Genomic DNA, 21,934 nt, shown 5'->3' on the forward strand with positions numbered 1-21,934 from the left:
TCCTTTTCTATATCGAACCGACCGATTGCGTCCGTTGCGGATTGCATTCTGCGCTTCCAGCGCAACAGCATTCCAGATTGTCGAGCGGCATGGACGCGTCTCGTTCGCCTCTCTAGCGTCGTTCTTCGCGCAAATGCGCCTGACCAAGCGCCTGTGGCTCGTGCAAGCGGCCGCCCGGGCGCAGGCTGGTCCAGATCATGACGGCGAGCGTTGCCAGATAGGGCGCCATCAGAACGAAGTATTGCGGCACTTGCAGTCCGACCGCAGCAATGCGCGGAATTAGCGCTTCGATGCTGCCGAAGAGAAGAGCGCCTGCGAGCGCGCGCCATGGGTGCCAGCGCGCAAAGATGACGAGTGCGATCGCAATCCAGCCGCGGCCGCCGGCCATGCCGTCGACCCAGATTCTCGCGACACCGACCGACAAGTAGCCGCCGGCCAGTCCAACCAGCGCCGCACCGGCCGCAATGGCGAGATAGCGGTAAAGCGCAACGTTGATACCCGCCGCGTCTGCTGCATCGGGTCCGTCACCCACGGCACGCAGCCTGAGACCGACCATCGAGCGCGTGAGAACGAACGCGACGAACGCAAAAATCGGACCGGTGAGATAAACGACGGCATCGTGATCGAAGAGAAGCGGCCCCAGGACAGGAATATCGGAGAGCGGACCGAGCGGAACCGGCGCAAGCCCGGCAACGGGCTGGTTGGTCCATCCCTGCTGCGTCGCGATAAGGCCGGTGAGCCCCTGCGCCAGGAACACCATGGCAAGGCCCGCAATGACCTGGTTGACGCGCAGGCTCACCACCATCGCGGCAAAGATCATCGAAAAGACGGCGGTGGCGAGCGCGGCCACGACTATGGCGAGAAGCGGATAGCCGCCGAGCGTCAACGTGCAGCCGACACCCGCCATGGCGCCGACCAGCAAATAGCCTTCCGCGCCGAGCGACAGCACACCCGACTTCTCCGTGACGATGAGGCCAAGCGCGGCCAAAGCGAACGGAACCGCGAACGGCGGCACATTGGCCATCCAGTTGATGAAGAAGTCCACCGCCTCCCCCTATCTCAAGAGCCGCAAGCGATGGCGCACGAAGAAATCCGATGACGCAACGCAGATCACGATGATCGCCTGCACGAGTTGCACCATCGACCCCGGGATCTGATAGAAGACTTGCAGGCTCTGGCCACCGACAAAGAGCACGGCGACAAGCAACGCGACGATGATCGCCGCGATCGGATTGTTGCGGGCCAGGAAGCCGATCAGGATGCCGGAGAACCCGTAGCCGACGAAATAGGATTGAGTGAGCCGGTATTCGACGCCCGCGCTGATGGCAAAGCCCGCAAGCCCCGAGAGCGCGCCCGACAGCATCGCTGAAATCAGGATGACCGCTGTCACCGGCAATCCTGCCGCCGCCGCCATGCGCGGATTGGCATGCACGACGCGCGTGAAGAACCCGAAACGGCTGAGGTTGAGCAGCCACCACGCCAGCAGCGCGAGAACGAGCGCTAGCGGCAGCGCGTAGGTCAGGTTCTCCCAGCCGACGAGACCGAGGCGCTCCGCCGTACCGAATTGCTCGGAGTTTGGAAAGCTGCTCTTGGGATCGCGCCACGCGCCATAGAGCAAGTGCAAGAGAAAGTTGAAAGCCACGTAGTTGAGCAGCAGCGTCGAAATGATCTCGTTGATGCCAAGCCGGATGCGCAGCAACGTCGGCACCACGATCCAAGCCATTCCGGCCGCCGCTGCGGCGAGCCCCATAAGGAGCAGCCGGATGGATGGCGGGCCGATGTCGTTGATAGCGATCGCCGTCGCAGCGATCGAGCCGAGAATCATCTGTCCTTCGATGCCGATGTTCCAGAAGCGCACCCGAAACGCCACCGCTGCGCTCAATCCCACAATGAGCAGCGGCGCGGCCTGAACCAGCACGGCCGAAAGGCTCTGCGGGCTCGAGAAAATCGCAACGACAAACTCGTTGACGAGATCGCCGGGACCGACGCCTGAGGCCATAAGAATCAGCGTCGCAATGGCGAGACCTATGCCTAGACCGCCAGCAATGATCGCCGCCTGAAGCAGTGGAGATGCATTCTGGCGAAGCTCGATATTGATCCGCTTGGGCGGCAACGGCCGCAGGTAATCAGCCATGGTGCACCATCGCCGCTCCGATCGCCTGGCGATCTGCGGGCGCCGTGAACTCGCCCACGATGCGGCCTCGGCTCATCACTCCGATGCGATCGGAAAGCAGCATGATCTCGTCGAGATCCTCGCTGATGAGCAGCACGCCCGCACCCGCGTCACGCGCTTCCCGCAAACGCCGATGCACCTCGCTGGCGGCGCGCACATCGAGCCCGCGGCTCGGGCTGTGCGCCAGCACGATCTTGGGCGCCTGCGAAAACTCGCGGGCGATAACCAGCTTCTGCGCGTTTCCACCCGACAGGAGAGCAGCCTTCTGGCGCAGGCTGCGCACACCCTGGACATCGAATGCGCCCACGGCATCCGCGGCTTCAACGTCGATCTTTCCGCTCTCTACCCTGAGCCAACCGCCGAAGCGGCCAGAAAGCACGCCGGTGACCGCGTAGTTATCAGCGATCGAGAGATCACCTGCGAGACCGTATGCGTGACGATCGGCAGGGATCGACACCAGCCCGAGATCGCGACGGCGCTTGGGACCATCGGCAACAACGCCCCCCACGCCCGCAATCTCGACGCGGCCGGATAGCGGCGCACGGACGCCCATCAGGATCTCCGCAAATTCCGTCTGTCCGTTTCCGCCAACGCCCGCGATCGAATAGATTTCTCCGCTCCGCACTGTAAGGCTGGCATTGTCGAGCGCCTTGAGGCCATCCGCGCGACAGCCGGAAAGACTCGAAACCGTCAGCACCGGCTCGCCCGGCGCCGCGGCCGGAACGCGGTTTTGAGGAATCGTAGCACCGACCACCATGCTAGTCAGATCGACAATCGAAAGCTCGGAGGGCTTGGCGGTCGCCACCGTGCGTCCGCCACGCATAACCGTGACCTGATCGGCATACCCCTTCACCTCACCGAGCTTGTGCGTGACGAGAACCACGGCCGCACCATTGTCGGCGAGCTGCCGGATCATCCGAAGCAACGCCTCACCCTCTTTGTCGGTCAGAACGGCCGTCGGCTCGTCCAGAATCAGGATCTTCGCACCGTCGACGAGCACCTTGAGAATTTCGACACGCTGCTGCTCGGCAACCGACAGGCTTCCGACGGGACGCGTAAGATCGACGTCGAAGCCCACGGCCTCGCAAGTGCGACGGATCGCGGTCTCGATATCGACAAGCCCCTGTCCATACCGAGCGGCTCCGCAGGCCAACAAAATATTCTCAACGGCATTGAACGTCTTCACCAGCTTGTAGTGCTGGTGAACCATTCCGATGCCCATCTGCCGTGCCTCGAGAGGGCCGCTGATGAAAGCCTCTCGACCGTGAATGAGAATGTTTCCTTCGTCGGGGCGATAAAGCCCGCAGGCGACATTCATCAGAGTCGACTTGCCGGCACCGTTCTCGCCGAGCAAAGCATGAACCTCGCCGGGCGCGACCACGAAGGACGCGCCCGACAGAGCCTTGAAGCCATCGAAGGACTTCGAGATATCAGTCAGTCTGAGTGCAGACGTCATCGATACGCCGCGACACCTTATTTCTGGCTGATCACGCCGTCGACGAACCAGTCCATCTTCCAGAGATCGGCGTCTCCGAGGACCTGCCCAGCGGCCACGCGCTCGGTGCCGTCGCGATCCTTGAGCGGACCGGCATAGATCTTCAGCTTGCCGTCGATGATCTCCTGACGGGCCGCCATGATCTTCTCCTTGGCTTCCGCCGACACGGCCGAGCCGCAGCACGCGATATCGGCGCCGCCCTCGTTGATGGAGAGAAACGCGCCGTACGGCTGCGTCTCCCAGGAGCCCGACGCGATCTGCTTGATCTCGGGCTCGAGGTAACGGTCCCACACCCAGGCGGACGAGCACTGCACGGCCTTGGGCGCGAATTCCGTCAGATCACGATGATGACCCGTGCCGTAGACACCCTTCTCCTGCGCCACGATCTGCGTGGCGGGCGTATCGACGTGTTGACCAATAACATCGATGCCCTGCTCGATCAGAGCCTCCGCCGCAGCGCGCTCTTTGACGGGATCGTTCCAGGCGCCGGTGAAAATAACCGTCACCGTGGCCTTTGGATTCATCTGGCGCGCCCCGAGCGCATAGGCATTCACGGTCCAGTTGACGAGACCGAAGGGGTTCGCCGCGACGAAGCCGATCTTGCCGTCCTTCGATGCCGCCCCGGCGGCCATGCCGCACAGATAGTGGCTCTCGTATGTACGGCCGTAGAAGCTCTGGAGGTTGGGGCCATTCGTGGTGCCGGCCGGATTGAGGAACGCGACGTCGGGATACTTATCGGCCAGCTCCTTGAAGGTGTCGGAGTAGCCGAACGCCGAGCCGATGATGACGTTGAATCCGCGCTGAATGAACAGTTCGACGGCCGGACGGATTGCAGTCGCATTCTCCGGCACATTCTCGACCACGGGGATCTTGATCCCCATGCTCTTCTCCATCCGCTGACGCGCTTCGTCCAGCGATTGCGACCAGCCGCCATCATTCTTCTGCGAGAAGATGATCAAGGCAGGCTTGGGCTCGCCCTTGAGCTTGAAAGCAGCCACGCTGGGCGATGCCAGGACAAGTGTGCCGAGCAGTGCTGTGGCCAGTGATTTCGATAACCCTGAGAACATAATTGTATTCCCTCGTCTGATGCTGCCCGCCTTGCGGCGGCTAGTGATCGTCGTCTTAGTCCCGCTGGGCTCCGTTCAACGCGGAGTCTTCGTCGCGTTGCCCTTTCCCCTCTCAAGCCGCAGTGAGTGCGACGTGAATCATGCTCGGTGTGATCGGCACGTGCCGGAATGGCGCCGCACCCAGCGGACGCAGCGCGTCCTCGATCGCCGACGCCACGACTGCACCCACTGGAATGCAGCCCGCTTCACCCACGCCCTTGACCCCAAGCGGATTGAGCGGCGACGGCGTCTCGAGATGCAGGATCTCGACCGGCGGCACTTCGGTCGCGTACGGCACGAGGAAATCGACGAAGCTGGCGTTGATCGGATTGCCCTCGGCATCAAAATCGATGTGCTCGTAGAGCGCACCTCCAAAACCCTGCGCGATACCGCCCATGATCTGCCCCTCGACGATCGTCGGATTGATCATCTTCCCGCAATCATGGACGCAGACGTAGCGCAGCACCTTGACGGCGCATGTCTCCGGATCGACCTCGACAATTCCGGCGTGAACGCCATAGGCCCAGGTCGCGCTCGGCGGGCTGTAGTAATCGGTTGCCTCGAGGCCCGGATGCTCGCCAGGCCGCAACGATGGTCCGTCGTGCCGGCTCGCCGGAGCGAACTGGGTCGCGGCCTTCGCTGCCTCGTTGAACGCGTAGCGCAGTGGGTTCGTCGCCGTTGCGATCGCGGCTAGCGAAACGCTGCGATTGGTACCGCGAACCCACGCCGCGCCGCCACGAAGCTCGATGTCTGCGGGATCCACCTCCAGCATGTTTGATGCGGCTTCTATGGTCTTCTTGCGAACGATCGCCGCCGACTGATGGATGGCGTTGCCCGAGACAACCGCCGCGCGGCTGGCAAACGTCGCCACACCCCAGTCATAGGCCTTCGTGTCGCCTTCGACGACGATCACGTCCTCCACCTCGACGCCGAGCTGATCGGAAACGATCTGCGCGAAGATCGTGTCGTGTCCTTGGCCTTGCGTCGTTAAACCAGTGTTGACGTACACCTTGCCGGTGATGGGATGAACGCGAACGTGGCCGCCTTCGTACGGCCCGAGTCCCGTCCCCTCAATGTAGAAGGCAAGTCCAAGTCCGATGTATCGGCCCTCCGCTCGCGCCTTCTCCTGCTCTCTGGCGAAACCCGACGGGCTAATGGCCTCCGAAACCATCTCGAGCGCACGATGATACTGTCCGCTATCGAGACTGACCGGTAGACCATCGGCGAAGAGCAGGCCTGCACGTAGAACCGGAAACTCGTGATCAGCGATGAGATTGCGCCGGCGCACCTCAAAACGGTCGAGGCCGAGCTCCAACGCAAGCTGATCCATCGCCCTCTCGATGGCGAAGTTTGCCTGCGGACGACCGCAACCGCGGTAGGGCGTCACGGGCGTCGTCGGCGTATAGACGGAGCGGAACTCCACATCGATGTGATTGATGCGGTACGGCCCCGCAATGGACGTCGAAGCCACCTGCGGAATGGCGATGCCATAGGGAATGAACGCACCGGTGTCGTGCAGAAAGGTATCGCGCAAAGCCAGCACTTCGCCGGTCTTCTTTGCGAACAGCTCGATGGTGTGGATCTGCGTGCGCTCTTGCGACGAGCCGATGAAGTTCTCGCGCCGATCTTCGATGAACTTGACGGGACGTCCCAAATCCCGCGCCGCCATCGGCACCAGAAGCTCGTCGGGATAGAACTGATAGACCTTCTGGCCGAAACCGCCGCCCACATCGGGGGCGATGACACGCACCTTGTCCTCGTCTATATCCAGGATGGACGCCAGGGCACCCCGGACCGAGATCGGCGCTTGCGTGCCGTCCCAGACCGTCAACTCGCCTGTCGTGGTATCGAAGACTGCTGCCACGGCACGGCATTCCATCGGGGCCGCGGTCGAGCGATCGATCTGCACGCGAATGCGCGTAACATGCTCCGCCTGCGCAATGGCCGTGTCAGGATCTCCGCAGATCTGCCGGAACTCCGCCGCGATGTTCTTCGGATGCGTCGCGTGAACAAGCGGCGCGTCATCGAGAACCGCCCGCTCGAGATCGAGCTCGACCGGCAGCGGCTCATAGTCGATGTCGATCAGCGCGGCCGCATCCTCTGCGGCATAGCGATCGACGGCGACGATCATCGCCACCGGCTGGCCAACGTAGTAGACGTCGCCGCGCGCCAGCGGACGCTGCGTGCGCGGGTCGGTCATCGACGGATGCGGGATGAGCTGCGGCAACTCGCAATCAAGTGGACCTGAATTGTCGGCCGTGTAAACCGCGGCGACGCCGGGATGGGCCCGGGCAGCCGTCACGTCGATCGAAAGGATCTTGGCGCGCGCGAACGGGCTACGCACGAACGCCGCGTGCAGCGGATTGGTCAGCGGAATATCGTCGACAAAAGCTCCCTCGCCGCGCAGGAGCTTGGGATCTATGTTTCGCTTGATGCGGCTTCCGAAGGCGCGCGTAGACATCGTCCCCCTCCCTCAGCGAATCGCGAGCCGCTCAGCCGCCTGCCGGTAGGCAGCGACGATGTTCTGGTACCCGGTGCAGCGGCAAAGATTGCCCGCCAGCACATTGCGGATGCCCTCCTCGGAAAGATCCACGGGCTGCCCGGACTCGAAGTGGCTGAGGATGTTCATGATGAAGCCCGGCGTGCAGTACCCGCACTGCAGGCTATGACAATCGCGAAACGCTTCCTGCAAGGGATGGAGCGCCCCATCTTCCGCCGCAACGGACTCGATGGTGCGGACGGTGGCGCCCGAGGCCTGCACCGCCAGCGTCAGACACGAGCGAGCAGCCGCACCATTGATCATAACCGTGCAAGCGCCGCATACGCCGTGCTCGCATCCCACGTGCGTACCTGTGAGACCGACCTCATGACGCAGGAAATCCGAAAGCAGCATGCGCACACTCACCTCGCGCGTAACCGTTTCGCCGTTGATGGTGAGCGTCACCTCGGATTTCGGATCCTCCGAGGTCGTGGGTAGCTTGGGTTTTATTTTTCTGCGCTGCATTCTGATTCCTAGCTGACCCGCGAAAGAGCTTTGGAAACGGTTCGCCCGACCAGCGCCGCAACAAGGCGACGGCGATAATCGGCGGTGGCATGGATGTCGTCCGCTGCGGTGACCGCTTGAGCGGCAGCCTTCCCCGCCTCCGCGAGCTTGCCCGCGGAAAGATCGCTGCCGTTGAGCACGTCTTGCGCAGCCGTGAGGATGATCGGGCGCGAAGAGATGCCGCCGGCTGCCAGTGAGACTTCGGCACGCCCACCGAAACGGCGCACGATAGCGCCGACAGACGCGATCGCGTAATCCCCATGCCGGCGTGTGAACTCTAGAAATGCCCAGCCCGCGCCCGGAGGCAGCGCGGGAAAGCGTGCCTCGACAATGATCTCGCCCGGCAGACGCGACGTGGTCATGTGGAAGGTGAAGAAATCGCGCGCTGCGATCTCGCGGCGGCCTTGTGGGCCTTCGGCAACAACGGCGCCACCGGTCAAAAGCAGAAGCAGAGGCAATTCGGCTGCGGCGTCGGCGTGACACAGACTGCCGACCACCGTGCCACGATTTCGTATCGGCACATGCGCGACGTTCGCAATCGTCTCGCGAATGAGCGGGTTGGCTTGAAAGGCCGCGTCACTGAGCTCGAGCTCGCGGTGACGCGTCATGGCCTTGACGACGATCCGCCCATTGGAGACGTCAATGCCGCGCAACCCGTCGACGTGCTGGATGTCGACGAGCCGGGACGGGCTCGAGAGGCGAAAGTTCATCGCCGGGATGAGGCTTTGGCCTCCAGCGAGCACCATGGCCCCCGGATCGTTCGCCAGGAGAGAAATAGCTTCGGGTAGGGTCCGCGGAGCGGAGTACTCGAACAGCGGCGGCTTCATACGGCCTTCCCTGCGCCGGCGACACACGGGACGCCGGACTTCGATGCACCGAGACCGACGCAGTCACCTGCACCGACCTCTCCCCTTCCCGTTTCAAGCGCTTCTACTGCTCAAAAGTTGAGCGGCGGCTGCCTGATTTTTGTATCCATATATTGGATATCGTATTCGTTATTACGATACCGGCACGGTGCCTGATGTCAATCTCCGAAGCTGATTTAAAAGTGAGATTGCGCTTCTGTCGCAGGTTCTGCGCATAAAAAAACGCACACGCACGGATACGATCATTCGCTTGTCTCATTCCTCGTCCGGAGCGCCGCGATTGACCAACGCCACACCTGCGAGAATGAGGCCAACTGCGATCCAGACATGGAGCGACAGACGCTCGGAGAAGAACAGCACGGCGAAAGCAACGCCGACGCTCGTATTCACATAGCTGATCTGGCTCAGATAAACGGGTCCACCAACCTGCTGAAGCCGGAAATAGAATGCATAGCCGATCCCAATGGCGAGACTTTGTAACGCGACGAGGGCGAAGCCGACAGTCGATGGCAATGCAAGAGACGGCGCGAATCCCAGCAGTGGCAGCACACTTGCGAGCAGCGCGACGCCGACGGCTGCGCCCGCCAACGTGAGCATCGCAAGCGGCAACGGACCATGACCGGCGGGCCAATGCGTCGTGCGGAAAATATTGCCCACTGCAAGTGTAGCCGGCGTCACGAGCGCCAGGAGATACCAGCCGAGATGGGCCTGATTTTGCGCACTGTCGCTGTTGCGCTCAATGAGAATGACCATCGTACCCGCAAGACCGATCAGCAAACCGGCAACGCGAAGCAGATTCGGCCGCTCGACACCCAACGCGGCGACGAGACCAAGCGTGAGAATGGGCGTGAGGGATTGCAGGATGGCGGGAATAGCCGAGCCGAGATGGGGAATGACCAGGAGCATCGTTGCAAACGGTATCGCGAACGTAAGCGGTCCGGCGATAGCCGCATACACAAGCGTCGAGGCGTCCAAAACAATGGGTTTACCCAAGATCCTGCAAACAACCGCAAGAACCGCGCTCGCACCCGCAGCCGAGGTTCCCGCGTAGACGAGCGGCGACAAACCCAGGTCGACCGCGATTTTACCGAACGGAAAAATCAGGCCGATGCAGGCGCCGGATGCAAACAACAATAGCAGGGGTTCGAGGCGTTGCAGGATCGGAGGGCCTTATGCCAGGGTTACCGGATCGACGGGAGCGGAAAGCGCAGAGCCCAGCACCGCCTCGCACCAGGCCGCCGTCTGCAACAGCTCCGTTTCGCCATAGGGCCTGCCCACGATCTGCAATCCAATAGGCAAGCCGGATGCCGTCCGCCCGCAAGGAATCGATATAGCGGGACAGCCGCAGACCGTAGCAGCATAGCCAAGCACAAGCCAATCGAGGTAAGTCGAGAGCTTGTGTCCATCTATCTCGTCGACGTATCGCTGCTCAACGGGAAACGGCGCAACAGGCGCAGTGGGCGTAATCACCGTACAACGCGTTTCGAGAAAAGCGAGCATAGACTGGCGCAACCGCACCCGTTCCTCTTCCGCCGCCGCGAGATCCGCAGCGGTGAGCTTGAGCCCCTCCTCGATATTCCACACCACCTCGGGCTTGAGTTTGCTGCGAACACGCGCCAGTGCATCGCGTCTCAGCGCGGCGAACTGAAAAGCCCGCAGCGGACGGAACGCGCGATCGGCCCCGCTCAGATCCGGATGCGCCTCCTCGACTCTGAGCCCCTCACTCGCAAGACGCTCAACAGCCCGCGTAACAATCGCGCGCACCTCCGGATCGACCTTCGCAATACCGAGATCGATGCTGAAAGCAGCGCGGCGTGGTCGGCGCGGCGCCAGCGCGGCAGTGAGATAAGACCCACCGTCACGGGATCGGGTCAGCGGATCGCGCGCATCGAAGCGCACCATGCCATCAAGCGCAAAAGCGGCGTCTGCGACGCTACGTGCGATGGGACCGACGACGGAAAGCACCTGGAACGGCAGCGCATTCGGTCCTTGCGGGACCAGCCCTGCCGTGGGCCGAAGCCCCACCACGTTGCAGAATGCCGCCGGATAGCGAAGCGAGCAGGCAAAATCCGATCCCTGCGCCAGAAACGCCATGCCGGTAGCGACGGCCACCGCCGCGCCTCCGGATGAGCCGCCTGCTGAACGCGTGGGGTCGAAGGGGTTCAAAGTCCGTCCGAACACCTCGTTGAAGGTGTTGGCGCCGGCTTCGAACTCGGGCGTGTTCGATTTGGCGTACACGATGCCGCCTGCCGCCTCGATCGCCTCCACCGCGTAGTCTGACGTTTCCGCGATGTGATCGGCATACGCCAAGGAGCCATAGGTCGTCCGGACGCCCGCCACATCGTAGGAGTCCTTGATCGGCCACGGCAGACCGGCAAACCGGCCGCGTTTCAGCACCGGCCTGGATTCGAGCTCTGCCGCGGCCCGCTCCGCACGCTCGAAGCAGAGTGTCGGAAGCGCATTGACTTTGGGATTGACCTCCTCGACGCGCTTGCGCACCACGGCAAGCAACTCCCGCGGCAAGAAGTCCCCTCGAACAAGCCCATGAACAGCGGCCCGCGCTGACATTGCCCACAATGGACCCGTCATGGCACGTGCCTCACCCGGTTATTCGAACTATTAGTATCGCATCCGTTGAGCGGATAGATCTCTTGGCCTATGACAGTGCGGTCCTCCCACTTGGAACGCGGCATATGACAACCAAAAAATCCACGGCCGGTTCGGGCCGTGCGGCGAAATCCACCCAGAAGGCCAAAAAATCTACCCCCTCGGCTCTGAAGGACAGTCCGCTTCGAGGAATGGTGCGCTCCTTCGCCGTGCTGGAATACCTGGCTGCCTCGCCGAGCAGAGTTGTGGAGGTAACGCGAGCGCTCAACCTCCCGTGGGCGACGGTGCATCGCACCATCATCCAGCTTGAAAAGGCGCAGTTTCTGCGGCGCGATCCTGAGACCAACCGCTACGAGATCGGCCCGCGCCTTTGGTACGTCGGCTCGGCGTATCTCTCCAATCACCGCGTGCTCAAGGTTGCCCTGCCCTACCTCTCGCGCCTCGAATCCGTGGAGGGCATCGCCATGCAGGTCGTGGAGCGCATCGGCTGGCAATCGGTAGCGATCTATTCTCATCAGCGGGTCGACGAGGACATCACCAAAGCACACTACGGCTATCACTTCCCGCTCCACTGCAGCTCGAAGGGCCATGTCCTGTTGGCAAACGAGGACCCGGCATTCATCGAGACCTATCTGAAGCGCGACCTCGAACGCCTGACGCCCGAGACCATCACCGATCCCAAGGTCCTTCGTAATATCCTGGAAGAAGTCCGCGAGGATGACTTTTCGCTGACGGTTGCCGACGTGCAAATGTTTACCGGATCGATGTCTGCACCGATCCGCGATTCTTCCGGACGCGTGATCGCCTGTCTGAGCTTCGTCTTCCGCAAGACGTTGCTCAAGAACGAGAAGCGGCGCGACGAGCTGCAGGAGAGGTTGATGCAGGCCGCGCATTCGATCTCGCTGGATCTCGGCTGGCGGCCGGGCCAACGCTGAGACCCACGCGCGTTGCTGCCCATCCGCGCCGGCCGTGAGGCGATGGAGCGGATGGCCCAGCATTCAGCGACGCTCCTCATACGACCCGCGTAAGTTCCGGAACGTCTCCTCAAGTGCGTCGACGGTCGTCTTGATAAAGGCTTCACCCGCCTCCGCCGTTGCCGGTGTCGGATCACCGAAGATCGCCGCATGGCCCGCTGCGGGACGGGGACGGCGCACATACGTGCGAACAGGTTCCGTCGGTGCAACGAGATCCCATCCCACGGGGCCGTAGTTGGCACCGGAAAGACGATCCATTTTGACGAGATCGGGCCGCGTCGCGAGCTGGAATGCCGTCTCGAACTCGCAGCCATGCCCCATGCCGCCCGCAACGGACTTCCGCATAGCATGAATCTTGTCGGCCGCAGGCTCCCAATAGCTGAGTGCCGACACCTTGAAGGTATGCTCCGTATCGAGTTCATCGACGAGATGGCGCGCCACCGCATCGTTCGCCGTGCCGTTCGGACGATTGCCGTTGAGGATGATCAGGTGCGTGAAGCCCTGCTTGATCAGCGCCGCACCTATCTCGAACAGCATGAGCTGATAAGTCGGGATAGAAAGCGAGATCGTGCCGGTAAAAAACTCGAACGTTTTGGAAACGCCATAGGCGACGGGCGGAGCTACCAAGGCATTGATACGTTGCGCCAGAAGCCACGCGATGTGCTCGGCCTGATGCGTGTCCGTATCGGTCGGCATGTGCGGACCATGCGCCTCGGTGGCGCCGGTCGGCAGGATGACGGGACGCTCCGCCGCGATCGCCGCGGCAATCTCCATCTGCGTCATAAACGACATACGATGTTCCATGGCGGCTCCGTCGATGGCTGCGCTCGGTTTCACAAGCGGTCTAATCCTGTAGGGAAGGTTTGCGGCGGCGGAAGAGAGAGGCGATCAGCAGGCCAATAAGGCGAAGAATGCTGATGTCGTTCGACTTGCCCGTCGACGCTTGCGACTCCGCGGCCGGCGCCGTGTCCGGCAAAGCCTCCAATCTCTGCTCGACGTTGCGGGCAAACTGTTCGACCAGGATGCCTGCCGTCTCCGTGATGATGCCGGTACGCCCGAATTGCGTGATGGGTCCGGAAAGCTGCACGTCGGCATCAATGTCGACCTGCGTCGTGCTCGCCCCGGCCTCCGAGACCTTGTAATCGAGCACGAGCTTCGAGCGGCTTCCCCCACGCTTGTCGAGGCCACGCCCTTCGACACGGCCGCTATGGTCAGCTTCGTTCTGTGTAACTTTCGCCTCGCCTTCGAACGACGCACTGAAGGGCCCGAGCTTGATACCGACGCGCCCCGCGTAGGCGCCGTCCCCCTTATCCTCCGTCAGCTCGGCACCCGGCATGCATGCCGCAACCGTTGGGATGTCCTGCATCAGAGCCCAGACGGCCGGCAAAGGACGGGCGACTTGAAACGACTTCGTGATCTTCATGTCGAACCCCCGAGCTATATCGAGATTAGAGGACGGGCCGCGCCGACCAGCCCGCTTCGGGATCAGCCCAGTCCTCGGGCCGGGACACTTTCCCCTCGGCCTTGAGCTTTTCGTAATAAGGGCCACGGTCGAACATGGGAGCCGTGCCGCGCGCGTCGATCAACGACTTGCGCCGCGCCTCGGTTGCGGCGAGATCCGCCGTCCACTTGCGTCCCTCCGCCTTCAATACGACGCCGTAGTTGTCATGCGCGGATTGCGGCGAGATGAGCCCACACTGCACGTCGTAGACGACTTTCTCGACCGGCCGCTGCAGCGGATCGCCCCAGCCGCCCCCGCCTGTCGTTATGATGCGGACAGACGAGCCGGGCGCTACCGTGACGGTGTCGCACATGCCGGGATGAACCGTTTCCGTCCCGTCCGCTTGGATGACGGAGACCTGATAATTCGCACCGGCCTTGCCGCCGTTGACGCCGTAGCAGCCCAGCAGCGACCGATCGGCGTTCGAGATCAGGCGGCATTCGCCGAGCGTCTTGATGCGCTTGTCGTAGCCCATACCGCCCCGATGATAGCCGGGCCCGCCGGATCCCTCCTTGAGGGCGAGCTGCTCGACAAGGATCGGATAGCGCGTCTCGGAAAACTCGGCCGGCAGGTTCTTTGAGTTCGGAACGATGTGCACCACATCCGAGCCGTCCGCCCACGGCCGGCCAGGGCTTCCGCCGCCGAGAACCTCGCGGAACAGATAAAAGTCTTCCGAGCTGCGTCCGCCCGTGAGCCCCCAGATGCGGATGGTCTCATGGTCCGCCGGCATACGCCCGTCCGTCGCCTTGGAGAGACAAGCGGCAAAGCAGCCGAGCGTACGCAACATGAGGAAAAAGCGCATGCCCGTGGGTTTTCCGAAGGTCGGCGTGATCAGCGTTCCCTTTTGCGGAAAGACCACCTCGAGAACGTCGAGAACGCCCTCGTTGGAATCGATTTCCGCCGCCCGCTCCGGCGAGTCCGCGAGCGAGCGGAGCGTCGGTGCCAACCATTTGCGGAAGTAGCGGCCATCGGCTTCGTCGAGCGACCAGTTGATCGGTCCCTTCGCTTCGGGATCGGTGCCGGTGAAATCGAGCACGATCTTTTCCGGCGTCTTGATCATCTTCACGCGCAAGGCGTGCAGCCGCGGCTCGTCGACGCCGTCGGCCTCGATGTAGTCCTCGAAATGATACTCGCCGTCCTCGATGCGAGGTAGAATCTCGCGGCGGAAAATCTCCGTCGTATTCTTGAGGATCTGATCGAAAGCCGCCTCGAGCGTGTCGACGCCGTAGCGCTCCGCCAGAGCAACGATACGGCGCGAGCCGAGCATGGCGGCTCCGATCTCGGCATCGAGATCGCCAGCAAGATGATCGGAAAGCCGCGAGTTTCTGACGATGATGCGGAACGCGGCCTCATTGAGCTTGCCACGCTCATAGAGCTTGATCGGCGGAATGAGCACGCCTTCCATCCAGCTGTCCGTGGCGTGCACCGGCAGGCTGCCCGGCACCGCACCACCGACGTCATCGTGATGGCCGAACACCTGGCTGAATCCGATCAGCCGCTCGCCGTGGAAGATCGGCACCGTCGTGCACAAATCCGGCACATGGCCGATCGAGCCGCAAGAGTTGTAGGGATCGTTCCAGAAGAATACGTCCCCCGGATGAATGTTGTCGGCACCGAAGTATTCGAACACCGGCTCTACAATGGCCGAATAGGAGCGCCCCGTGAGCTTGCGTCCACGCGCATCGAACAGTGCAACGCGATAATCGTGCTGGTCGCGGATCATCGGCGAGCGGGCCGTTCGCTCCACGGCCGCTTCGATCTCAAGCTCCGCCGCGCGGATGGTGCCATGGATGACTTCGAGCTCGATTGGCCCCAGTGCAGCGCGTGTTTGCTTCAACATTGCCGCTTCCCTCAGACGTTCTTTTCCAGGATGAGATTGCCATAGGCATCCGTGCGCACGCGCCAGCGATCCGGCACCACGACGGTCGAGCCGTACTCTTCGACGATGGCCGGCCCTTGGACAGACTGATCTGTCGCGAGTTCGTTCCTTCTGTAGAGCGGACAATCAACCCATCCGCTCTGGCGCCAATAGGCCTTGCGTGTTGCAAACGGTTGCGCCACCTCCTGCCGCGTAGCGTTGGGCTTGAGCGACGGACGGTGCTGGACACCGATCGCCTGCACGCGCAGATTCACGAGCTCGACGTCCTGTTTGCCCTCGTAGTGGAACCCGAAAGTCTGATCGTGCACGCGGTGGAAATCCTTCCACATATGCGCAATCGCCTGCTCGCCCGAGAGGTCTGCAGGGATATCGACCTGCACCTCATGGCCCTCGCCGAAATAACGCACGTCCGCAATGCGGCGGATCTGGATCCGCTCCGCCGGAATATTCTCGGCCGAAATATCCGCAACGCCGGATGCCGCCAGCTCATCCCATGCCTTGAGGATCTCACCTGTGTCGGCCGTCGACTGCTGACACACGAGCGTGCGGATATAGTCGCGCCGCACATCCGAGACATGCAGTCCCAGCGCGCAGAGATTGCCGGGATTGGGCGGTGAGATGATCGTCCGGATATCGAGAAAATCCGCAACCTCTGTGGCGAACAATCCGCCGGCGCCGCCGAACGACACCATGGCAAACGCCGAAGGATTCCGCCCGCGCGTCGTGGTGACCTGGCGAATGCCGAACACCTGGTTGACGGCGGCGATCTCGAGCACACCCGCCGCAACTTCCTCGGCCGTCATGTCGAGGTTGCGGCCGAACGCGACGTAGGCCGCCCGCGCGGCTTCCGCGTCAAGCTTGATGCTGCCGCCAACCAACGCAGTCGGAAGGCGCCCGAGCGTGATGGCAGCGTCCGTTACTGTGGGTTGAGTACCGCCACGACCGTAACAGATCGGGCCGGGATCCGCGCCGGCACTCTGCGGGCCGACTTTGAGCTGACCATAAGCGTCGACCCACGCGATTGAGCCGCCGCCCGACCCCACGGTGACGATGTCCAGCATCGGCGTCTTGACCGGATAGCTCTCGACCATCGATGCCGACGTGTAGGACGGCTTCAAGTCTTCGATAATCGCCACGTCGGTCGATGTCCCGCCGACATCGATCGTCAGGATGTCCCGATAACCAGCAAGCTCGGCCATGTGGATCGAGCCCAGAATGCCTGCCGCCGGCCCTGACAGCAGCATCGTCACTGGCCGGTCGCCGGCTGTTGAATGCTTCACCACCCCGCCGTTCGACTGCATGATCAGAAACGGAATGTTGCCGGCTTGCGCGCGAATGCGGTCTGCGGCGCTCTGCAGATAGGTCTTGCAGTAAGGCTTCACCAGGACGTCAACCAGCGTCGTCATCGCGCGCTCATACTCGCGATATTCCGGCAGCACTACCGACGACAGAGAGACGAAAACGTCGGGAAAATTGGCCTTTAGCAGCTCACCAACCCGCTGCTCGTGGGCGGCATTCGCGTACGAATGAAGCAGGCACACGCCGATGCAGCGAGCGCCATCTTCCACAAGCTCCCGCGCGGCCTCGATGACCGCCTCCTCATCGAGCGGCTCGAGCTCGGAGCCGTCGAACGCCATGCGGCCAGGCACCTCGCGCACCAGATGCAGGGGCACGAGACGCGGCGGCTTCACCCAGAAAAACGAGTTGCCGTAACCATCCGGAACGGACTGGCGCGCGATCTCGATCATGTGCCGAAAACCGCGGGTAACAAGAAGGCCGAGCCCGGCGAACTTGTGCTCGAGCACTGCATTGGTAGCAACCGTCGATCCATGCAGCAGCATGCGCACATCGCTGTCCGCGCCGCCGACTTCCGCCAGCGCCTTCCGCACTCCTTCAAGGAGACCGATGCTCGGGTCACCGGGTGTCGATGGCGTTTTGACGGCGGTAATCGCCCCTGTGCCCTCGTCGATGGCGACGACGTCCGTGAAAGTTCCGCCTGTATCGATGGCGATCCGCAGCCCCATGCCGTTCTCCGAATATCCATATAGTGGATGCAATATTCATATTATGTATATGCGGGAGGGCAAAGGCAAGCTAGGATCGAGGGCGTGAGACGGGACGGAAAGCCGCGGGGATGGGGATCGGGTCGACACATCGCACAGCGTCTGAAAACGGCGCGATCCGCTTCGGAAAGCGATCATCGTGCACCGTCCGCATGCACGAACTGCGTCTATTTCGGGCGCGACCCGATCACTCGTGACCAATGCTGAGAGGATGAGAAGTGATGCGAGCCTACATTGACGGAAAGCCGCGTGACCTGGGACCGGAGTTCGCCCCTTATTTCGACAAGTCGAAGCTCGCGATCGTATCCATCGACCTGCATCGTGGGCATCTCGAGGACTCCCCGGATTGCCCTTGTCCCGCGCCGCGCGCGAGAGAGATCGTTCCCGCAGTTGATACCTTTCACGACAAAGCTCGCGCCCTCGGCATTCCGATCATTCATGTGCGCAGCATTCTGCGCAAAGGCGGCGTCGATGACATCAACGGCCTGAAAGCCGCGTGGCGCCTCGTCTTTCCACTCCACGTCGGGCCGATCCCGAACGCCGACGAGCACGCAATCGCAGGAACTCGCTGGAACGAGTTCGTTACCCGCGTCGATGACAGCGATCTCATCGTCGAGACCAAGAAGCGCCTGACGGCATTTTATCCGAGCGATCTCGACTTCCTGCTTCGCAACATGGGCGTGAAGGCGCTGATCCTGGACGGATGCCTCACGGATTGCTGCGTCTTGAACACGGCGTTCGACGCATCAAACCTCGGCTATCGCGTTACCGTTGTTCGCGATCTCGTTCGCGGGACAACCGCGGAGATGGAAGACGCAGCCCTGCGCATCGTCGCTCTGCATCTCGGCCTTGTCGTCGATGCCGAGATGGCCCTGAGTAACCTGTCGTCCTAGAAGTCAATTCTTTCGGCGAAAATCACGCGGGCATCTATTTCGCGAATCGCAAAAGGACGAGATGCACGCTCTCCGGCCCGTGGGCGGGACGCACAATGACGCCCCCCACGTCGTTCGTGACGATGATGTTCGAGCCGGTCTCGGCCACAAGAAATTTGCGCCCGTGATCCCGACGTCGGCCGCGAAATACTGTCGTCTAAGCGAAGCGGACCAAGTTACACGCGCGGATAGGCAGCGCGCCGAGCAGCCGCAAGACCATGCCACGACGCCATGGCAGAGGCGATCTTTCACCATCCCGCCAGGGTCGCTGCCGAAACTATACTCAAACTATACCGTCAGACTTTCGACGATGTCCCGTAAGGGCGCTTTGATCGCGCCCGCGTCCTTCAAAGCCCACGCAACAAGGCTTGCTCCCTGCAGCGTGCTGAGCATGAGCACGGCTGCGCGGTCAGGCTTGAGATCGGGACGCACGTCGCCCCGGGCGAGGCCCGCCCGCAATTCCTTCTCAAGCCAAGCGAGATGCGTTTTGAAAAAGCGCTCCACACGCTTCTGCATCGAGACGGGCAAGTCGGCCGAACCTGCGGCCAGAGCCCCGCAAAGCGGCATCAGTCCGTCACGCAGCCCACCGGCGAAGAATTCACCGTAGGCTGCGAGCTTGCCCCGCGTGTCGAGGCGCCGGTCCGACAGCCGCTCGAGCTCAACCGTAAAGCGTACGAGGTAAGCATCGATAAGCGCGTTGCCCAGCGCTTCCTTGGTGGGAAAGTGATGGTGAATGCTCGCCTTGCGGATGCCCACCCGCTCCGAAAGATCGGCGTAGCTGAAGGCCGTGTAGCCCACAGTGCGCACAAGCGTCTCCGCCTCGGCGAGCAGCGCGGATTTCATATCGACCGTCGACATGGCCTCGGTCTACCTACCAACCGGTAGGCTTGTCAATTCGCCGCGAAGGCGCACCGTCCGCGAACGACGCCCGCGATGCGCGACCTACTTAAAGAGCGAGGTAAACGAGAACGAAGACGCGACCACGACGGGGGGCGCCTCGGCGACCTGCGGATGAGGCTCGTCGATATAAACGTTGAGGCTCGTCGCGCGCCCGTCCTTGATCAACGAGGCGACATAATTCCAGCCTTTGGGCTCGAGACCGATGCAGGCTTCCGACATCTCGCCCTTGAGGCGCACATGGATCGCAATATTGCCGCGCTTCAGGATGGCGGCAGTCTGCGCCGCGTTGAAACGCTCCTTGTTCCAAAGCTCTTTCAGATAGACGGCCGCCACATGCCGTTTGGTCTTCGGCCCCCAACTCACCCGGTGAGGCGGCGCAGCAAAAGCGTATTTTCCGGGCGGCAACGGGCCGATAGCCCGAGCAGCAAAGCAGTCCGGATCCGGATTGTTGCGGCAAATATCGCGGCCCGAAAGCCCCCAGGCAACCGTCTGCCCGTTTGCCTTCGGATCGTCCGAGATGACGAACAGGCGCCCAGTCTTAATCGTGTAACCAAGCTGGAAGCTCGCGACGGACGCCGGCACCTCCCGCACCACGTCCTGGAACGGACTGCAGATCTCCCCGCCGGTCAGCTTCCGCTCGTAGCCGTTGAGCTTCACGGTGACGTAGTCGACGCCGGACGCGCAATCCCATTGCGCCAGCCCCTTCTTGCCCTTGAGTGCGATGGCCGGCGGCGGCTGCGCAGGCGCCTTTTCCTTGGGCAAAGCTGCGATCGCCGGCTTGGGCGGTGAGGGCTGCGTAGAGGTCGCCCAATCCGAGCCGACCGGCGGTTCTCCCCCGTCCGGCGCGCGCCGGACCTGCTCGCACTTTTCGGAAAGCTTGGGAGGCTGGATCTGCGTTGCGGCAAGCCTCCGTGCGACGGCGCTGGTGGCCCCGCGCTCCACATACGATTGGATTAGGGCCGCCTGGATGAGGACCTGCTCCTCCGAAAGCTCGAAGATGCATTCTTCATAGATCTGATCGCCGACTTTGCTGAAAATCTCGGCGATTTCAGCCGCCGCCGCGGACGCGGCACCCGCGGGGTCTTCGGCCACCGGCTGCCCCCACCCGGCACGGGGAGCAAACACGACAAGAGCCGTCGCCGCTGCAAGCGCAGCGGTCCCGATCCTCGTCTTGGCGGCTTTTCGAGACACGCAAGGCCCCCGGCATGGTCAAAAGCGTCGTCTGACCTCCCCTTCTACGCGAGGAGTCGGGCCAAGAGTAAGGCCTTGGTGAGAGAAAGCTGGCGACAATCACCAGCGGGCATTGCGAAAAGCACAAGGCGGGCCTCAACTTAGGATCGAGACATATCGCCCCACGACGAAGCCCTGGGAATGCAAGGCCGGCGCGGGTGTTATGCTCATCCCGTCTCTTCCGAAAGGCAGCATGGGTGATGCCTGATCAGATCCGCACCTCGAGGAATGGCCAGGTCTTCGCGCGCAACCTGGACTGGAATCTGGTCAAGCTGTTCCTGAGCATCGTTCGCTCGGGTGGCATCAGCACCGCAGCCAGGGCCTTGAACAAGCAGCAACCGACCGTCAGCGCCGGATTGAAACGACTCGAGGAGCACGTCGGCGCTGCCCTGTTCGTGCGCACTGCGCGCGGCGTCGCCCTGACGCCCGCGGGACGTACCTTCCTCGCCGCTGCGGAGGAGATCGAGGTGCTGATCTCCGGCATGCCGGGCGAAGCGGCGCGCGCATCGGGACGCTTACAGGGCGTTGTGACGGTGCGCGTGATCTCCGATCTCGTGTCGCCGGAGTTCGACAGCGCCATGGTCGCCTTTCATCAGCTGCACCCGGAGGTCGAGATCCGCCTCGACATCGCGCCCTGGCGCGACGTCGTCCTGTCGGTCAAGGACGGCAGCGCCGACCTCGGCATTGCTTGCGACAGCGTCACAAGCCCGGAGCTGCGCTACCGCCCCCTGATGCGCGAGGAGCAGCAGCTTTATTGCGGCAAGGCTCACGCCGCATTCGGCAAGACCAGCTGCGATCCGGAAGCGCTCGCCAAGGAGGTCTTTGTTCTGACCGGAGAGGACGAGCCGGCGGAGCTGACGAGCTTTCGCCAGCGATACGGGCTTGGCGAGTACGTCGGCGGCTCGGCGGAGACCCTGCACGAGGTCAAACGGCTCATCCAGATCGGGATCGGCATCGGCTTCCTGCCGACCGTTGTCGCGCAAGATGCCGTGGCGGCTGATGAGCTTTGGCCAGTGCTGCGCCCCGATCTTCTGCCCACCTACCACGTCCACCTGATCACGCGCGATACGGGCCTCAGCGCGCCCGCCCGCACGTTACTCGACGTCATCGAGGCACACCTGCAGCCCGAAGAGGTCGCAGGCTGAGCGACACCCTGGCGGACGGG

The 21,934-nt window shown here is 62.6% G+C and carries 18 protein-coding genes; 3 read left to right on the forward strand and 15 right to left on the reverse strand.

The window, feature by feature from the left end; all coding sequences use genetic code 11:
• Positions 1-112: 112 nt before the first annotated feature.
• The 9 genes from CS1GBM3_RS10450 to CS1GBM3_RS10490 form a co-directional block, all read right to left on the reverse strand.
• The gene (locus CS1GBM3_RS10450) at positions 113-1,045 is read right to left on the reverse strand and encodes an ABC transporter permease (RefSeq protein ID WP_072395186.1); all 933 of its coding nucleotides are present in this window, start codon (positions 1,043-1,045) and stop codon (positions 113-115) included.
• Positions 1,046-1,054: 9 nt separating this feature from the next.
• Complete coding sequence (locus CS1GBM3_RS10455) at positions 1,055-2,134, reverse strand: ABC transporter permease (RefSeq protein WP_072395187.1); 1,080 nt, start codon at positions 2,132-2,134, stop codon at positions 1,055-1,057.
• On the reverse strand, positions 2,127-3,629 hold the full coding sequence (locus CS1GBM3_RS10460) for an ABC transporter ATP-binding protein (RefSeq protein ID WP_072395188.1): 1,503 nt from the start codon (positions 3,627-3,629) through the stop codon (positions 2,127-2,129). The genes CS1GBM3_RS10455 and CS1GBM3_RS10460 overlap by 8 nt, the downstream gene beginning before the upstream one ends.
• Before the next feature lie 17 nt (positions 3,630-3,646).
• Positions 3,647-4,735, reverse strand: a complete 1,089-nt coding sequence (locus CS1GBM3_RS10465; protein WP_072395189.1) for a BMP family ABC transporter substrate-binding protein — start codon at positions 4,733-4,735, stop codon at positions 3,647-3,649.
• A gap of 112 nt (positions 4,736-4,847) precedes the next feature.
• Positions 4,848-7,235 (reverse strand): aerobic carbon-monoxide dehydrogenase large subunit, encoded by a 2,388-nt coding sequence (gene cutA, locus CS1GBM3_RS10470; RefSeq protein WP_072395190.1) that lies wholly within the window; start codon positions 7,233-7,235, stop codon positions 4,848-4,850.
• Positions 7,236-7,247: 12 nt separating this feature from the next.
• Entirely contained in the window at positions 7,248-7,778 is a 531-nt protein-coding gene (locus CS1GBM3_RS10475; protein ID WP_072395191.1) for a (2Fe-2S)-binding protein, read from the reverse strand.
• An 8-nt stretch (positions 7,779-7,786) separates the two neighbouring features.
• On the reverse strand, positions 7,787-8,644 hold the full coding sequence (locus CS1GBM3_RS10480; RefSeq protein WP_072395192.1) for an FAD binding domain-containing protein: 858 nt from the start codon (positions 8,642-8,644) through the stop codon (positions 7,787-7,789).
• Between the two features lie 294 nt (positions 8,645-8,938).
• Positions 8,939-9,817 (reverse strand): EamA family transporter, encoded by an 879-nt coding sequence (locus tag CS1GBM3_RS10485; RefSeq protein ID WP_171946475.1) that lies wholly within the window; start codon positions 9,815-9,817, stop codon positions 8,939-8,941.
• A 36-nt stretch (positions 9,818-9,853) separates the two neighbouring features.
• Positions 9,854-11,206, reverse strand: coding sequence for an amidase (locus CS1GBM3_RS10490; RefSeq protein WP_244534625.1), 1,353 nt, complete (start codon positions 11,204-11,206; stop codon positions 9,854-9,856).
• A 170-nt stretch (positions 11,207-11,376) separates the two neighbouring features.
• On the opposite strand from CS1GBM3_RS10490, the gene CS1GBM3_RS10495 reads away from it, so the two are divergent.
• Complete coding sequence (locus CS1GBM3_RS10495; RefSeq protein WP_171946476.1) at positions 11,377-12,225, forward strand: IclR family transcriptional regulator; 849 nt, start codon at positions 11,377-11,379, stop codon at positions 12,223-12,225.
• A 63-nt stretch (positions 12,226-12,288) separates the two neighbouring features.
• Here the strand turns inward: CS1GBM3_RS10495 and CS1GBM3_RS10500 are convergent, their stop codons facing one another.
• From CS1GBM3_RS10500 to CS1GBM3_RS10515, 4 genes are read right to left on the reverse strand one after another with little or no spacing between them, the layout of a single operon-like run.
• A complete protein-coding gene (locus tag CS1GBM3_RS10500; protein ID WP_072395197.1) occupies positions 12,289-13,056 on the reverse strand; it encodes a creatininase family protein in 768 nt (255 codons plus the stop codon).
• Positions 13,057-13,108: 52 nt separating this feature from the next.
• Positions 13,109-13,687, reverse strand: coding sequence for an SRPBCC family protein (locus CS1GBM3_RS10505; protein ID WP_072395198.1), 579 nt, complete (start codon positions 13,685-13,687; stop codon positions 13,109-13,111).
• 25 nt (positions 13,688-13,712) lie between these two features.
• Positions 13,713-15,605: a hydantoinase B/oxoprolinase family protein gene (locus CS1GBM3_RS10510; RefSeq protein WP_072395199.1), complete on the reverse strand. Its 1,893-nt coding sequence runs from the start codon at positions 15,603-15,605 to the stop codon at positions 13,713-13,715.
• Positions 15,606-15,616: 11 nt separating this feature from the next.
• Positions 15,617-17,668 (reverse strand): hydantoinase/oxoprolinase family protein, encoded by a 2,052-nt coding sequence (locus CS1GBM3_RS10515; protein ID WP_072395200.1) that lies wholly within the window; start codon positions 17,666-17,668, stop codon positions 15,617-15,619.
• A gap of 260 nt (positions 17,669-17,928) precedes the next feature.
• Here CS1GBM3_RS10515 and CS1GBM3_RS10520 point away from each other — a divergent pair, with 260 nt between their 5' ends.
• Positions 17,929-18,600 carry a cysteine hydrolase family protein gene (locus tag CS1GBM3_RS10520; protein ID WP_072395201.1) on the forward strand — a complete coding sequence of 224 codons (672 nt, stop codon included), beginning with the start codon at positions 17,929-17,931 and terminating at the stop codon, positions 18,598-18,600.
• A 327-nt stretch (positions 18,601-18,927) separates the two neighbouring features.
• Here the strand turns inward: CS1GBM3_RS10520 and CS1GBM3_RS10525 are convergent, their stop codons facing one another.
• Together CS1GBM3_RS10525 and CS1GBM3_RS10530 are read right to left on the reverse strand one after the other, a co-directional pair.
• Positions 18,928-19,497, reverse strand: a complete 570-nt coding sequence (locus CS1GBM3_RS10525) for a TetR/AcrR family transcriptional regulator (RefSeq protein ID WP_072395202.1) — start codon at positions 19,495-19,497, stop codon at positions 18,928-18,930.
• Positions 19,498-19,581: 84 nt separating this feature from the next.
• Positions 19,582-20,631 (reverse strand): tlde1 domain-containing protein, encoded by a 1,050-nt coding sequence (locus CS1GBM3_RS10530; protein ID WP_244534626.1) that lies wholly within the window; start codon positions 20,629-20,631, stop codon positions 19,582-19,584.
• A gap of 338 nt (positions 20,632-20,969) precedes the next feature.
• Here CS1GBM3_RS10530 and CS1GBM3_RS10535 point away from each other — a divergent pair, with 338 nt between their 5' ends.
• Complete coding sequence (locus CS1GBM3_RS10535) at positions 20,970-21,914, forward strand: LysR family transcriptional regulator (protein WP_072395204.1); 945 nt, start codon at positions 20,970-20,972, stop codon at positions 21,912-21,914.
• Positions 21,915-21,934: the final 20 nt, after the last annotated feature.

The sequence above is a fragment of the Hyphomicrobium sp. CS1GBMeth3 genome (genome assembly GCF_900117455.1).
GTDB lineage: Bacteria > Pseudomonadota > Alphaproteobacteria > Rhizobiales > Hyphomicrobiaceae > Hyphomicrobium_C.